This window comes from Burkholderia sp. AW49-1, from assembly GCF_053427845.1.
The window spans coordinates 39,835-54,494 of sequence record NZ_JBSAXF010000013.1 but is presented as its reverse complement, the minus strand read 5'-3'; the positions used below and the strand labels follow the sequence as shown (position 1 = coordinate 54,494).

12 protein-coding genes are annotated in these 14,660 nt (G+C 66.8%); 3 read left to right on the top strand and 9 right to left on the bottom strand.

The genetic code is table 11. The annotated features are described in order from the left end of the window. Positions 1-22: 22 nt before the first annotated feature. The 8 genes from esaR to def form a co-directional block, all read right to left on the bottom strand. Complete coding sequence (gene esaR, locus ACV22W_RS20305; protein ID WP_448021302.1) at positions 23-724, bottom strand: response regulator transcription factor EsaR; 702 nt, start codon at positions 722-724, stop codon at positions 23-25. After that, the gene (esaS, locus tag ACV22W_RS20300) at positions 725-3,139 is read right to left on the bottom strand and encodes a sensor histidine kinase EsaS (protein ID WP_448021301.1); all 2,415 of its coding nucleotides are present in this window, start codon (positions 3,137-3,139) and stop codon (positions 725-727) included. Beyond that, positions 3,129-3,719 carry a DUF4390 domain-containing protein gene (locus ACV22W_RS20295; protein ID WP_059607510.1) on the bottom strand — a complete coding sequence of 197 codons (591 nt, stop codon included), beginning with the start codon at positions 3,717-3,719 and terminating at the stop codon, positions 3,129-3,131. The genes esaS and ACV22W_RS20295 overlap by 11 nt, the downstream gene beginning before the upstream one ends. Further along, positions 3,716-5,104 (bottom strand): 16S rRNA (cytosine(967)-C(5))-methyltransferase RsmB, encoded by a 1,389-nt coding sequence (gene rsmB, locus ACV22W_RS20290; protein WP_448021299.1) that lies wholly within the window; start codon positions 5,102-5,104, stop codon positions 3,716-3,718. The genes ACV22W_RS20295 and rsmB overlap by 4 nt, the downstream gene beginning before the upstream one ends. A gap of 175 nt (positions 5,105-5,279) precedes the next feature. After that, a complete protein-coding gene (gene htpX, locus ACV22W_RS20285; RefSeq protein WP_006485774.1) occupies positions 5,280-6,137 on the bottom strand; it encodes a zinc metalloprotease HtpX in 858 nt (285 codons plus the stop codon). 100 nt (positions 6,138-6,237) lie between these two features. Then, the gene (locus tag ACV22W_RS20280) at positions 6,238-6,879 is read right to left on the bottom strand and encodes a LysE family translocator (RefSeq protein ID WP_448021297.1); all 642 of its coding nucleotides are present in this window, start codon (positions 6,877-6,879) and stop codon (positions 6,238-6,240) included. A 110-nt stretch (positions 6,880-6,989) separates the two neighbouring features. Continuing rightward, positions 6,990-7,985 carry a methionyl-tRNA formyltransferase gene (fmt, locus tag ACV22W_RS20275; RefSeq protein WP_448021295.1) on the bottom strand — a complete coding sequence of 332 codons (996 nt, stop codon included), beginning with the start codon at positions 7,983-7,985 and terminating at the stop codon, positions 6,990-6,992. Positions 7,986-8,019: 34 nt separating this feature from the next. Continuing rightward, positions 8,020-8,523, bottom strand: a complete 504-nt coding sequence (def, locus tag ACV22W_RS20270) for a peptide deformylase (protein WP_448021293.1) — start codon at positions 8,521-8,523, stop codon at positions 8,020-8,022. Positions 8,524-8,708: 185 nt separating this feature from the next. Here def and dprA point away from each other — a divergent pair, with 185 nt between their 5' ends. From dprA to ACV22W_RS20255, 3 genes are all read left to right on the top strand, one after another. Beyond that, positions 8,709-10,028 carry a DNA-processing protein DprA gene (gene dprA / locus ACV22W_RS20265; RefSeq protein WP_448021291.1) on the top strand — a complete coding sequence of 440 codons (1,320 nt, stop codon included), beginning with the start codon at positions 8,709-8,711 and terminating at the stop codon, positions 10,026-10,028. A 37-nt stretch (positions 10,029-10,065) separates the two neighbouring features. Further along, complete coding sequence (locus tag ACV22W_RS20260; RefSeq protein WP_059534911.1) at positions 10,066-10,446, top strand: thioredoxin family protein; 381 nt, start codon at positions 10,066-10,068, stop codon at positions 10,444-10,446. Between the two features lie 193 nt (positions 10,447-10,639). Further along, on the top strand, positions 10,640-13,237 hold the full coding sequence (locus tag ACV22W_RS20255; protein ID WP_448021289.1) for a DNA topoisomerase III: 2,598 nt from the start codon (positions 10,640-10,642) through the stop codon (positions 13,235-13,237). 144 nt (positions 13,238-13,381) lie between these two features. Here ACV22W_RS20255 and ACV22W_RS20250 read toward each other — a convergent pair whose 3' ends face one another. Then, positions 13,382-14,431, bottom strand: a complete 1,050-nt coding sequence (locus ACV22W_RS20250) for a LysR family transcriptional regulator (protein ID WP_448021287.1) — start codon at positions 14,429-14,431, stop codon at positions 13,382-13,384. Between the last annotated feature and the right edge of the window lie 229 nt (positions 14,432-14,660).

Here is a 14,660-nt window from a genome sequence, read left to right as displayed (position 1 = left end):
GCAAGTGTTTTCGCGAAATATTTTATGCGGCGCCTTCGGACGGCTTCTTGCCGAGCTCGACGCCAAGCTGCTTGAGCTTGCGATAGAGGTGCGTGCGCTCGAGGCCCGTCTTTTCCGCGACGCGCGTCATGCTGCCGTTCTCGCGCGCGAGGTGATATTCGAAGTACGCGCGCTCGAATGCGTCGCGCGCCTCGCGCAACGGGATGTCGAACGGAATCGCGGCCGTCTGGCCCGCGAGGCCGAGCGCCGTGACCATGTCGTCGCCGAGCATCGGCAGCGCGGCCGCGGACGCAACTGCAGCCGGCCCCGATGCTTGCCCGACACCGGCTTTCGCCGCCGCGTTGACGGACGCCGGTGCCGCGCCGCGCGCGAGACCGTGTTCGACGGACTTCAGCAGCTTCTGCAGCGCGATCGGCTTCTCGAGGAAATCGAGTGCACCGATCTTCGTCGCTTCGACGGCCGTGTCGATCGTCGCGTGCCCGGACATCATGATCACGGGCATCGTCAACAGGCCCTGCGCCGCCCATTCCTTGAGCAGCGTGACGCCGTCGGTATCGGGCATCCAGATATCGAGCAGCACGAGATCGGGCGCCTGATTCAGGCGGTATTCCCGCGCGGCCTGCGCGTTCTCCGCCGCCTCGACGACATGTCCTTCATCGCTGAGGATCTCCGAGAGCAATTCCCGGATGCCCATTTCATCATCTACCACCAGGATGGTTGCCATTTACGCTGCCTTTGTCTGCACACTTGCTTTTGTCTTGGCGGGAGCCGTCCCGCCCTGCGCGCCGGATTCGGCGCCTGGCGTATCGCTCGCCATCTGCAGGAACAGGATCGACACCTGCGCACCCTCGACGGTCTCGCCGTGCATGCGATTGCGCAGATCGATCCGCGCACCGTGCTCGTCGACGATTTTCTTGACCGTGGCCAGCCCGAGCCCCGTGCCCTTCGCCTTCGTCGTCACGTAAGGCTCGAACGCACGGGTCAGGATGCGTGCCGGAAAACCGGGCCCGTTGTCGGACACGGTAAGACGTACCGCGACGCGCGTTTTGCCCTCGGCGTCGGGATCGCCATATTCTACTGTCTTGGTTTCGATCAACACACGCGGATGCGCGACTTCCGCGACCGAATCCTGCGCGTTCTGCAGCAGGTTGTGAATCACCTGGCGCAGTTGCGTCGCGTCGCCGCGAATCACCGGCAGCGACGGCGCGAGCTCGGCGACGATCGCGCTCTTGCCTTCGCCGACACCATACAGCCCGAGCACCTCGCTCGCCAGTTCGTTCAGCTGCAGGTTCGCGAGCACCGCCGGCGGCGTGCGCGCATATTCGCGGAAGTCGTCGACCATCCGCTTCATCGCGGCCACCTGGTTGACGATCATCGTCGCGCCGCGCTTGAGCACGTCCGCATCGGGCGGTGCGAGCTTGTCGGACAGCTTCATCTGCAGCCGCTCGGCCGACAGCTGGATCGGCGTCAGGGGGTTCTTGATCTCGTGCGCGAGCCGCCGCGCGACCTCGCCCCATGCGACCGAACGCTGCGCGGAAATCACGTCGGAGATGTCGTCGAACACGACGACGTAGCCGGACGTTTGCGGATCGTCGGCCTCGCCCTCGACCGTCGACACGAGGCGCGTGCCGCGCACGAGCAGGGTCAGCGGATCGGCTTCGCCGGGCACCTCGATCGCGAATTGCTGCTGCCAGTGACCGCGATCGCCGCTGCCGCCATCCGAAGCCGCTTCGCGATCGGCGAACGCCTTGCGCACCATCGCGCCGAATTCCGCGACGACGCCGATCCGGTCGAGCGCCGTGCCGATCATCGAGCTGAACGGCTGCCGGAAGATCCGCTCGGCGCCGCGGTTGGCCGTCGTCAGCCGGAACTGGCGGTCGAGCACGAACACGCCGGCCGTCAGGTTCGCGAGGATGCTCTCGAGATACGTCTTCGAATGCTCGAGCGCGACGCGGTTCTTCTCGACCGCCTGCCGCGCCTCGGACAGCTGGCGCGTCATCGCGTTGAACGACTGCGTGAGGAAGCCGAGCTCGTCGCGCGACTTGATCTCGCGCTTCGGCGTGTAGTCGCCTTCCGTGACCTCCTTCGTGCCCTGCGCGAGCAGGAACAGCGGCCGGGCGAGCTGCTGGCCGAGCGCAAGCGCGAGCATCATCGCGATGAAGGTCGCGAGGAACAGCGCGAGCGTCAGCGTGCCGATGTACATCTTGCGCAGCCCGGTGCGGCCGAGCGATTTTTCCTGATATTCGCGATACGCGCGCTGCACCGCGTCGGCGTTGTGCGCGAGCGTGGGCGGCACCGGTTGCGTGAGCTGCAGGAATCGCTCCGCCGGTTGCAGCAGCGACGTCGACGCATCGGGAATCGGCCGCACGACGCGCAGCCGCAGCGCGCCCTTCGCGCCATGCGCGCGCGGGTCGCCGTCGACCTCGCCCTCGATCGCCGCATACGCGCCGTGTTCGCGCGCCTGGCTCAGCATCAGCGGCGTCGGCAGGTCGTCCGGAATCAGCGCGGCGAAATTGCCCGATGCCTGCGCGACGATGTGCAGGTCGGGCGCCGCGCCGGAGCCGCCGCGGCTCGGCTCGACAATCGTCGCATCCTGCACGCCGAACTGATCGCGCAGGCGCAAGAGCGTGAGCGTCGTGCCGTTCGTGTTCGCGTCGACGCTCGCGAGCTGGTCCGACATCAGCCGCGCCTTCGTCTGCAGGTCGGACAGCGACGCGTCGAGCATCCCGCGGCCGAGGTTCAGGCCGGCCGTCAGCGCGGTCTCGACGTTCACGTCGAACCACGACTCGATACTGCGCGACACGAACTGGTACGACACGATGTAGATGATCCCGCCCGGCACCACGCCGACGAGCGCGAAGAACACCGCGAGCTTCGCGAGCAGCCGCGTGCCGAACTTGCCCTTCCTCAGGCGCACGACGATCATCCCGATCAGCCCGAGCACCACCAGCAGGAACACGAGCGCGACGATGATGTTCATCGCGTACAGCCACGAGTAGTAGCGGTCGAAGAATTCGGTGTTCGCGCTCGCGGCCGCGAGCAGCACGAGCAGCAGCAGCGCCGTGAGCGCGACGGTCGAGACGATCACGCGAATGAGGAGACTCTTCCCGCTGGCCGCGCGGCGCACTTTATTTAGCACGTTCGGTCACCGTGAAAGTGAAGCGTTTCCAGTCCGACCCGAGCGTCCAGTCGCGGTTGTTCACCGCGTCGACCTGGAACGGCTTCGGCATCAGCGCCGTATCGAGCTGCATCCGCACCGAGGCGGTGTAGGTTTCGCCGGCGCGCACCTGGTTGCGGTCGATCACGTGCCACGACGTGATGTGCCGGACGACCGCGAGCGCGTCCTTCAGCGACGGGAAGCCGAGTTGCAGCCCGCCCGTCGACACGCGGTACTCGCGCGTGAGCGGCTGGAACGACAGGCGGATCGTCTGCGATACCGACACCGGCTGCTCGTCGAACCAGTACCAGCGCGCGCGGCCCAGTTCGAAGTCGGTCGTGAAGTAAAGCGGGATACCCTTGTTGACGGCATCCTCGAGGTTCGGATTCAGCTCGAAATCGAAGCGGGCATCGAGGCTCCAGCCGCTTCCGTCAGCCTGCAGCGATGCGCGCTGCACGGCGATCGACTCGGCACGCGCCGGCCGAACGACAGTCAGGCACAGCGCCAATGCGACCAGCAGGACGGCCGCGAGCCGAAGTGGAAAAAGGTGTTTGATCGTCACCGTTTCTGAAACCGCGCGTAGAAAAATCCGTCGTGATCGGTGTTCTGGTCGAGTGCGCCGGCCGCCCCGCCGTGCACGCCGCCCGGCAGCAGTTGGCCGGGCGCGTCCAATCGTACCGCATCTTCACAGGCCGCTTCAAACCAGCGAGCCTGCAACTCACCTTCCTCGGGGAAGATCGAACAGGTCACGTAGAGCAATTCGCCGCCCGGTTTCACGAGCGGCCACAACGCCGTCAGGATGCGCCGCTGCTCCGCGACGAGCGCGGCGATGTCGGCTTCGCGGCGCAGCCAGCGAATATCGGGATGGCGACGCACGATACCGGACGCCGAGCACGGCACGTCAGCCAGGACGCGGTCGAACGGACGGCCGTCGTACCACGCGTCCGGCGCGCCCGCATCGCCGACGCGCACGTCCGCCGCGAGCGACAGACGCGCGAGGTTCTCGCCGATGCGCGCCGCGCGCGTCGCGTCGCTTTCGAGTGCAACGACTTCGGCGTCGGCCAGTTCGAGGATATGCCCAGTCTTGCCGCCCGGAGCCGCGCACGCGTCGAGCACGCGCATGCCGTCGCGCGCACCGAGCCATTCGGCCGCGAGCTGTGCACCGGCATCCTGCACCGACACGACGCCGTCGGCGAAGCCCGGAATGCGGTCGACCGGCAGCGCCGACGCGAGCCGCACCGCGTGGCGGCCGATCGCGGTCGCTTCGATCCCGCTCGCGCGCAGCGTGTCGAGATACGCGTCGACGGTCGCGCGGCGCGCGTTCACGCGCAGCGTCAGCGGCCCCTGGCGTTCGCCGGCCGCAAGGATCGCCTGCCAGGCGTCCGGCCATGCACGCTTCACCGCGTCGACCCACCAGGCGCGGTAATTCCAGCGTGCGACGGGATCGTCCTGCATCGCCGCGACGAGCGCGTCGCGCTCACGCTGGAAACGCCGCAGCACAGCGTTGACCAGCCCCTTCGCGAACGCAAATTCGCGCCGTGCTCCGATCACGGTCACGGCCTGGTCGACAATCGTGAATGCCGGATACGCGGCCGCTTCCTCCGGATCGAGCAACAGAGCAAGCGCACCGGCGAGCACCGCATGCACATGCGCGGCCGGCGCCTTGCTGACGAGCCGGCCGATCAGCCAGTCCGCACTGCCGAGACGACGCATCGTCCGGTACGCGACGTCCTGCGTCGCGCCGCGCGCCAGCGCCTGCGCGCCGGCCGGCATCTGCGCGAACACCGCGGCCAGTGCCGCCGGCAGCGCGGTGCCGCGCCGCACCGCATCGACGGCCTGCGCGGCCGCGTCGAGCGCGAAGCCCAGCGAATCGGGCGCGAGATGCAGCGCGGACAGGCGCGCGGCGCGGCCGGAGGAAGACTGAGCGGAGGAGCGGGTTCGTGTCATCGGAGAAAAATCGGCAAACGGGCGCCGCGAGCGGCGGGAACCCGGCGGCCGCGTGACCGCCGTGATTCCAAACCGCGCATTGTAGCGTGAGGTCATGCAGCCCCTTTATGGGGCGCACAAATGAGAAACCCCGCAGCGCAGGGCATGCGGGGTGATGTGTCGAGCGCGACGCGACTTAGTCGAAGCGGCCGGTACGCGCCATCTCCATCAGACGCGCGATGCGCTCCTCGGTCGCCGGGTGCGTGGAGAACAGATTCTGCAGACCGCCGCCGTGAAGCGGATTCATGATCATCATCTGTGCGGTGGCCGGATGCGCTTCGGCCGCCTGGAACGGGATGCCGGCCGCATAGCGATGGATCTTGTCGAGCGCGGTGGCGAGCGACTGCGGATCGCCGGAGATCTGCGCGCCGCCGCGGTCGGCCTCGAACTCGCGCGCTCGCGAAATCGCCATCTGGATCAGCGCACCGGCGATCGGTGCGAGCAACGCGACCGCAATCCCCGCGATCGGGTTGGCCGGACGGCCGTTTTCGTCGCGACCGCCGAAGAACATCGCGAAGTTGGCCAGCGCCGAAATCGCGCCCGCCATCGTCGCGGTGATCGTCGAAATCAGGATGTCGCGATGCTTCACGTGCGCGAGCTCATGCGCCATCACGCCACGCATCTCGCGCTCGGACAGCACACGCAAGATGCCCGTCGTTGCGGCGACCGCAGCGTGCTCGGGGTTGCGGCCCGTGGCGAACGCGTTCGGCGCGTCCTCATTGATCAGGTAAACGCGCGGCATCGGCAGGTTCGCACGCGTGGCGAGCTCGCGCACCATCCGGTAAAACTGCGGCGCCGTGTTCTCGTCGACTTCCTGCGCGTTGTACATGCGCAGCACCATCTTGTCGGAGAACCAGTACGAGAAGAAATTCATGCCGAGCGCGAACAGCAGCGCGATCGTCATGCCGCGCGAGCCGCCGATCATGCCGCCGATCACGATGAACAGGGCCGTGATCGCGGCCATCAGCATCGCCGTTTTGACCCAATTGAACATACCCACTCCTTATCCGTCAGGGGACCCGCCGCACATCACGATGCACAGCGGAAAATTGTAAGTGATTTGTTAGATAAGGTCTTGCCGGAAAAATTCAATATCAGCGTTGCGTCGCCGCGAGCCGCAGCCCGAGGCCGACGAAGGCGCTGCCCACCGTGCGGTCAAGCCACTTCTTGACACCCGGCTTGCCGGAAAAGCGCTGCGTGACGCTGCCCGCAACCCACGCGACGATGCAGGTCCAGATCGTGCTCATCACGACGAACACCGAACCGAGTGCCAGGAACGCCAGCGCCTTGTGCGGGCTGTCGGCCGACACGAACTGCGGGAAGAACGACACGAAGAACAGCACGACCTTCGGGTTCAGCACGTTGGTCCAGAAACCCTGCATGAACAGCTGGCGCAGCGGCTTCGCGGCCGTGGCCCGCGCCGCCTCGGCGCCTGCCGGCGCGGCGGCCTGCTTCGCGAGGATCATGCGCACGCCGAGGTAAATCAGGTAAGCGGCACCGACCAGCTTGATCACCGTGAACGCGGCGGCCGACGCCGCGAGCAGCGCGGTCAGGCCGAACGCGCACGCAAGCGCGTGAACGCAGCAGCCGGCGGAGATGCCAAGCGCGGACATCAGCCCCGCGCCACGGCCCTGCGCGACGCTGCGGCCGACGATGTACGCCGTATCGGGGCCGGGCGTGACGTTCAACAGGAAAACCGCGAGCACGAAAAAGCCGAAATGGGTGATGCCAAGCATGAGAACCTCGAAACCGGAAAGCGCAGGGAAATTCTACGCGCGCCTGCCGCGCCGCGCGACTCGGCCATTCGGCCGATTGCGCATGATCGGCATGTCGGGTCGAATGACGCTCAAAGCCCGTCGGGCAACGCGAAGCGCTGGCCCGCGGCGAGCGGCGAGCCGGCCAGGAATTCGCGCGCGGGCAGCCGCTTGCCGCCCGGCTTCTGCAGTTGCGTGACGCGCAGCGCGCCGCCATCGCCGCACGCGACGACAACACCTTCCGGCGCAGCCTCGACGATCGTGCCGGGCGCCGTGTCGACAAGCGCGCCGCGCGCCGCCACCGGCTCGGCCGCCCACAGCTTGATTGCCGCGCCGTCGAGCATCGCGACGCCGCCCGGGAACGGGTCGAACGCGCGCACCTGGCGCGCGAGCACGTCGGCCGGCTTGCGCCAGTCGAGCGCCGCTTCGTGCTTGCCGATCTTTTCCGCGTAGGTCACGCCGTCGGCCGGCTGCGGAGTGGCGGGCAGCGCGCCGTCGCGCTCGAGCCGCACCAGCGCGTCGACGATCAGGCGCGCACCGTCGGCGGCCAGCCGGTCGTGAAGCGTCGCGGTCGTATCGTCGGGCGCGATCGTGAGGCGCGCTTCCTCGATCATCGCGCCGGTGTCGAGGCCGACGTCCATCTGCATCAGCGTGACGCCCGTCTCGGCGTCACCGGCTTCGATCGCGCGATGGATCGGCGCGGCGCCGCGCCAGCGCGGCAGCAGCGACGCGTGGATGTTGATGCAGCCGGCGCGCGGAATGTCGAGCACCTCCTGCGGCAGCAGCAGGCCGTATGCGGCGACCACCATCACGTCGTGCGGTGTCGCGCGCAGCAGCTCGATCGCGTCGGCCGCTTCCTGCGGGTACTTGCCCGCGCGGCGCAGCGACGTTGGCTGCGCGACGGGCATCCCGTGCTCGACGGCATAGCGCTTCACGGCGCTCGCCTGCAGCTTCATCCCACGCCCGGCGGGGCGGTCGGGCTGGGTGAGCACGAGCGGCACCGGAAAACCGGCCTCGTGGATAGCGGCGAGTGCGGCCGCGGCGAATTCCGGCGTGCCGGCAAAAATCACGCGCAACGTATGGGTCATGAAAGCGTTCGGGATCGGGCTGGGCAAACGCGCGTCACATCGCGCGTTCGAGTTTCTTCATCTTCGTCTTGATACGGGTCTGCTTCAGCGGCGACAGGTATTCGACGAACACGCGCCCCATCAGGTGATCCATCTCGTGCTGCACGCACACGGCGAGAAGGCCCTCGCAGTCGAGCTCGAAGGTCTCGCCCCGCTCGTTGAGCGCACGCACGCGCACGTGGTCGGGACGCTCGACTTCGTCGTAGATCCCGGGCACCGACAGGCAGCCCTCCTCGTAGATCTGTTTCACGTCGCTCGACCAGATGATCTCGGGGTTGATGAACGCGCGCAGCTCGTTCTTCTCCTCGGAGACGTCGATCACGATCACACGCTCGTGCACGTCGACCTGCGTCGCTGCGAGGCCGATGCCCGGCGCGGCGTACATGGTTTCGGCCATGTCGGCGACGAGCTTGCGGATCCGGTCGTCGACCTTGTCGACGGGCTTGGCGACCTTGTGCAGCCGCTTGTCGGGGTAATGAAGAATGTTCAGCAAAGCCATGGTGTTCGGTATTCGGTGGAGCGGCGCGCCGCATCGGCCATCCGGCTGGCTGGCGCCGCCGCCGGGATGCAATGAAGATGAGGCGGACGCGCGGTATGTCAACGCCGCGGGTCTGCCTCACGCAATTGGCCGGACGCTCATGCGCGCGGCCCCTGTCGAGTATTTCGGATGATGAAAATTTTATCATGGCGCCACACTGTTCGCTGGTCGGCACATTCGAGGGGAACCTCATGTCGCCGCAAGCGCTGACGACCTCCGCGTTGCGTGCGTGGTTGCAGCTCGCGCATGCGCCGGGACTCCCGCCCGCCGTGCTGCGTGCGCTGCTCGATGCATTCGGCTCGCCGACGGCGCTGCTGCGCGCATCCGACCAGGCCATCGGTGCGGCGAGCAGCGCTGCCGCCGCGCGGGCGGTGCGCACCAGCGAGCGAAACGACCTCGACGCCCGTACCGACGCCACACTGGCATGGCTCGATGCACCGGGCAACGCGCTCGTCACGCTCAACGATCCCGTCTATCCGCCGCGGCTGCGCGACCTGCACGATCCGCCACCGCTGCTATATGTAAAAGGCAGGCTCGACTTGCTGCATGCACGCGGGCTCGCCGTGGTCGGCAGCCGACACGCGACGCCGCAGGGGCTCGCAGACGCCACACACTTCTCGCATGCGCTGTCCGATGCGGGCCTCGTGATCGTCTCCGGTCTCGCGCTCGGCATCGACGGCGCCGCACATCGCGGCGGGCTCGACGGCCGCGCCGGCACGCTCGCGGTGATCGCGACGGGCGCCGATCTCGTCTATCCGGCTCGGCACCGCCCCCTTGCGCACGAGATTGCCGCGCGCGGCGCGATCGTTTCCGAATGGCCGCTCGGCACACCCGCGCGGGCGGCGCATTTCCCGCAGCGCAACCGGCTGATCGCTGCGCTCGCGCTCGGCGCGCTCGTCGTCGAAGCCGCGCCGCGCTCCGGCTCGCTGATCACCGCGCGGCTCGCGAACGAGCTGGGCCGCGACGTGTTCGCGATGCCGGGCTCGATCCACGCGCCGCTCGCGCAGGGCTGCCACGCGCTGATCCGCGACGGCGCGAAGCTCACCACGACGCCGCTCGACGTGCTCGAGGAATACGGGTTGGGCGAACCGGCTGTTCACGCCAGCCGCACGGAGAATTCACGTTCGCGCCCCGATAACAGTGGAACAATCGACACCGCCGCGCGGTGCGCGGGCGAGCACATCGAGAAGGCAGGTGCCGCCATTCCGGTCGCCACGCCCGCCGAGATCGACGGCACGCCAACCGACAACCCAGCCGAACAGTCCGTGCTCGCCGCACTGGGATACGGCCCCGTTACTTACGAGTGGCTTGCCGAGCACACCGGTCTGTCCGACGACGCGCTGCACCGCGCGCTACTCGGGCTCGAACTGGCCGGCCGCGTCGCTAGCATGCCCGGCGGACGCTTCGCGCGGCTTGACGCAACGCCCACCCCGCCCGCGTCCGGCGTGCTACAGTCCCCCGCATAGAGGCGGCCGTGCCGCCGACGCTACCCCAAGGAATTCCATGCCCGCGCTGAATCTCGACACCGATGCCGATCGGATCGCCGAGCGCCTCGCCGATCCCGACACGCTGCTGGTCGCCTGCCTGTGCGCCGAATGGTGCGGCACCTGCCGCGACTACCGAACTGCCTTCGACCAGCTCGCCGACGCCCATCCCGACGCCTGCTTCGCGTGGATCGACGTCGAAACCCATGCCGACCGGCTCGACGATCTCGACGTCGAGAATTTCCCGACGATCCTGATCGAGGACGCGAACACCGCGCGCTTCTTCGGCACGGTGCTGCCGCACGCGGCGATCGTCGAACGGATGCTGTCCGACCTGAGCGCCGTGCCCGGCGCGCCGCACGCACCGAAATTGCGCAACATCCTGAATGTCGAGGCGTAAGCCGCGCACCGGCCCGGCAGCCTTTTCCGCGCCGTTGCGCGTGCCGCCGCGCCGGGCGCTTGCCGCCGTTGCGGCCCCCCACTATGATGAGCCGCTTTTTGCACGCCGCGCCGCCGTCGCCGCGGCGTGTGCTATAAAGCCGTCGTAAAAGGGACCCACGCCGGCGAACCCGGTCTACCAACACACATCTGTCATGTCCAAAGCACTGATCATTGCGGAAAAGCCTTCTGTCGCGAACGACATCGCGCGCGCTTTGGGCGGCTTTACCAAGCATGACGAATACTTCGAGAGCGACGAATTCGTCCTGTCGTCCGCGGTCGGCCACCTGCTGGAAATCGCCGCCCCGGAAGAGTACGAGGTCAAGCGCGGGAAATGGAGCTTCGCTCATCTGCCCGTCATCCCCCCGCATTTCGACCTGAACCCGATCGCAAAAAGCGAGTCGCGCCTGAAAGTCCTGACCAAGCTCATGAAGCGCAAGGACGTCGACCGCCTGATCAACGCATGTGACGCGGGGCGCGAAGGCGAGCTGATTTTCCGCCTGATCGTGCAGCACGCGAAGGCGAAGCAGCCGGTCCAGCGCCTCTGGCTGCAGTCGATGACGCCGCAGGCGATCCGCGACGGTTTCGCGCATCTGCGCAGCGACACGGACATGCAGCCGCTCGCCGACGCCGCACGCTGCCGCTCGGAAGCCGACTGGCTCGTCGGGATCAACGGCACGCGGGCGATGACCGCGTTCAACAGCAAGGGCGGCGGCTTCTTCCTGACGACCGTCGGCCGCGTTCAGACGCCAACGTTGTCGATCGTCGTCGAACGTGAAGAGAAAATCCGCCGTTTCATTCCGCGCGACTACTGGGAAGTGAAGGCCGAGTTCGCGTGCGCGGGCGGTTTCTACGAAGGCAAGTGGTTCGACCCGAAATTCAAGCGCGACGAATTCGATCCTGAAAAGCGCGACTCCCGCCTGTGGAGCCTGCCGGCCGCCGAAACGATCGTCGCCGCGTGCCGCGATCAGGTCGGCACGGTGTCCGAGGAATCGAAGCCGTCGACCCAGCTGTCGCCGCTGTTGTTCGACCTGACGAGCCTGCAGCGCGAGGCGAACAGCCGCTTTGGCTTCTCCGCGAAGAACACGCTCGGTCTCGCGCAGGCACTCTATGAAAAGCACAAGGTACTGACGTACCCGCGTACCGACGCGCGCGCGCTGCCGGAAGACTACATCTCGACGGTGCAGTCCACGCTCGAGATGCTCAAGGAGAGCCACAACTACCTGCCGCACGCGAAGCAGGTGCTCGACAAGGGCTGGGTGAAGCCGAACAAGCGGATCTTCGACAACTCGAAGATCAGCGACCACTTTGCAATCATCCCGACGCTGCAGGCGCCGAAGTCGCTGTCCGAGCCGGAGCAGAAGCTGTACGACATGGTCGTGAAGCGCTTCCTCGCCGTGTTCTTCCCGGCGGCCGAATTCCGCGTCACGACGCGAATCACCGAAGTCGCCGGCCATCACTTCAAGACCGAAGGCAAGGTGCTCGTGGAGCCGGGCTGGCTGCAGGTGTACGGCCGCGACGCCGAAGGCGCGGACGCGAACCTCGTGCCGGTGCAGAAGGACGAGAAGGTGAAGACGGACGAGATCGCCGCGGTCGCGCTCGTGACGAAGCCGCCCGCACGCTACTCGGAAGCGACGCTGCTGTCGGCGATGGAAGGCGCGGGCAAGCTCGTCGAGGACGACGAATTGCGCGAGGCGATGGCCGCGAAGGGTCTCGGCACGCCGGCGACGCGCGCGGCGATCATCGAAGGCCTGCTCGGAGAGAAGTATCTCGTGCGCGAAGGCCGCGAACTGATCCCGACCGCTAAGGCATTCCAGCTGATGACGCTGTTGCGCGGGCTCGGCGTGAAGGAGCTGACCGCGCCCGAGCTCACCGGCGAATGGGAATACAAGCTGTCGCAGATGGAGCGCGGCAACCTCGGGCGCGACGCGTTCATGCAGGAAATCGCCCGCATGACGCAGCAGATCGTCAAGCGCGCGAAGGAATACGATTCCGACACGATCCCCGGCGATTACGCGACCCTCGAGACGCCGTGCCCGAACTGCGGCGGCCAGGTGAAGGAAAACTACCGCCGCTTCGCGTGCACGAAGTGCGAGTTCTCGATCTCGAAGATTCCGGGCAGCCGGCAATTCGAGATCGCGGAAGTCGAGGAACTGCTGCGGGAGAAGACCATCGGTCCGCTGTCCGGCTTCCGCAGCAAGATGGGCCGTCCGTTCTCGGCGATCCTGAAGCTCTCGTTCGACGACGAGACGAAGAACTACAAGCTCGAGTTCGACTTCGGCCAGGACCAGGGCGGCGAGGAAGGCGAGGCGCCCGACTTCTCCGCGCAGGAACCGGTCGGCGCGTGCCCGAAGTGCAAGGGCCGCGTGTTCGAGCACGGGATGAGCTATGTGTGCGAGCACTCGGCCGCGAATCCGAAGACCTGCGACTTCCGTTCGGGCAAGGTGATCCTGCAGCAGGAAATCACGCGCGAGCAAATGGCGAAGCTGCTGGCCGACGGGCGCACGGATTTGCTGCCCAACTTCAAGTCGTCGCGCACGGGCCGCAACTTCAAGGCCTTCCTCGTGAAGCAGCCGGACGGCAAGATCGGTTTCGAGTTCGAGAAGAAGGAGCCGAAGGCTGCCGCCGCGAAGAAGACGGCAAAATCGGCGACGAAGGATGCCGAAACCGTAACGGAAGGCGCCGACGAGAAGCCGGCACCGGCCCGCAAGACGGCCGCCCGCAAAACGACGGCGCGCAAGACGGGCTCGTAATGCTCCGGCTGCCGGGGGGCTCCCCCGGCGCGTCGCACGCCGGTCGCACGACCATGAAAGCGGCGATAAAAAAACGCGGATCGATCGCTCGATCCGCGTTTTTTTTGATGCTGGCCGTCGTGTCGGTGCGCGGCCGCCGCGACGTTACAGCGGCGACGGCACCGCGACGCGCGCGCGCGGCGAACGCGCGAGGCGCGGCTGCAGGTTCGGGCCGGTCGATTCGGGCGGCTCGGCACGCGTCTCGACGCCGATCGGCGCAGGCGCAGCGCCCTGTGCGGCCCACTGTTCGCCCATCGTCGCGTCGGTCGAGTGGCTGAAATACTCGACGAGGTGGTCGATGAACGTGCGCACCTTCGCGGGCAGATGGCGCCGGCTCGGATATGCGATGTTGATCTCGACCTGCGGCAGCCGGAAATCCGGCAGCAGCCGCACCAGTGCGCCGCGCGCGATGTCGCTGCCGATCAGGTAGCTCGGCAGGATCGCGACACCCATTCCGAGCAGCGCGAACTGGCGCAGCATCGCAGTGTTGTTCGCGACGATCACGTTGGTCGGGCGCACGCGCACTTCGCCGTCCGGCCCCGTGAACACGCGCTCGTCGCCCCAGTATTCGGTCGGCAAGCTCAGCGCCGGATGCTCGGCGAGATGTTCGGGATGGCTCGGCACGCCGTGCTTTTCAAGGTAGCTCGGCGTCGCGCATACGGTCATGCAGCCCGTGGTCAGCCGCCGCGTGACGATGCTCGCGCTGCGCATCTGACGCGTGACGACGATGCCGACGTCGAAACCTTCCTCGACGAGATCGACCTGGCGGTCGACCAGCGTCAGATCCGGCACCACTTTCGGGAAATTCTCGGTGTACGACTGCAGGACGGGGGCAAGGTTGTGCAGGCCGAACACGACCGGCGCGACGATGCGCAACGTGCCGACCGGCTCGTGATTGCGCGCGACGACCATCTGTTCGACATCCTCGAGCTCATCGAGAATCTGGCGCGCCCGCTCCAGGTAGACCTGGCCCGACTCCGTCAGCGAAAGGCTGCGCGTGGTGCGGTTCAGCAGGCGCGTGCCGAGCCGGCCTTCCAGATCGGCGACGTGACGCGTCGCGACCGCGTTGGAGATATCCATTGCACTAGCGGCCCGCGCGAAACTGCCGAGATCCGCAACCTTGACGAACACGCGCATCGACTGCAAATGATCCATAAACGACTCCTGCCGCTGTTACAACTTCAAAAAGTTGAAGCATATGCGTAATTCTCCTACGACAACGGAAATGATGCAGAGTTGCCCAACAAGGCCCGCGTTGACGATAAAAATAGTCAAAAATCCTCACTCATCGCGAATGGATGATCCAATTATTCTGATTGGAGCAACAATTGGGTGAACCTCGTCCGGTAAGCGGCCGAATCAGGAAGGACGTGTCTGATGCGAC

What these genes read in the sequence shown, in the direction of transcription:
- fmt (WP_448021295.1), bottom strand. Translation starts at nt 7,985, where the DNA reads ATGACCCATACGTTGCGCGTGATTTTTGCCGGCACGCCGGAATTCGCC.
- ACV22W_RS20280 (WP_448021297.1), bottom strand. Translation starts at nt 6,879, where the DNA reads ATGCTTGGCATCACCCATTTCGGCTTTTTCGTGCTCGCGGTTTTCCTG.
- rsmB (WP_448021299.1), bottom strand. Translation starts at nt 5,104, where the DNA reads ATGACACGAACCCGCTCCTCCGCTCAGTCTTCCTCCGGCCGCGCCGCG.
- esaR (WP_448021302.1), bottom strand. Translation starts at nt 724, where the DNA reads ATGGCAACCATCCTGGTGGTAGATGATGAAATGGGCATCCGGGAATTG.
- ACV22W_RS20260 (WP_059534911.1), top strand. Translation starts at nt 10,066, where the DNA reads ATGCCCGCGCTGAATCTCGACACCGATGCCGATCGGATCGCCGAGCGC.
- def (WP_448021293.1), bottom strand. Translation starts at nt 8,523, where the DNA reads ATGGCTTTGCTGAACATTCTTCATTACCCCGACAAGCGGCTGCACAAG.
- htpX (WP_006485774.1), bottom strand. Translation starts at nt 6,137, where the DNA reads ATGTTCAATTGGGTCAAAACGGCGATGCTGATGGCCGCGATCACGGCC.
- ACV22W_RS20255 (WP_448021289.1), top strand. Translation starts at nt 10,640, where the DNA reads ATGTCCAAAGCACTGATCATTGCGGAAAAGCCTTCTGTCGCGAACGAC.
- dprA (WP_448021291.1), top strand. Translation starts at nt 8,709, where the DNA reads ATGGCGCCACACTGTTCGCTGGTCGGCACATTCGAGGGGAACCTCATG.
- ACV22W_RS20250 (WP_448021287.1), bottom strand. Translation starts at nt 14,431, where the DNA reads ATGGATCATTTGCAGTCGATGCGCGTGTTCGTCAAGGTTGCGGATCTC.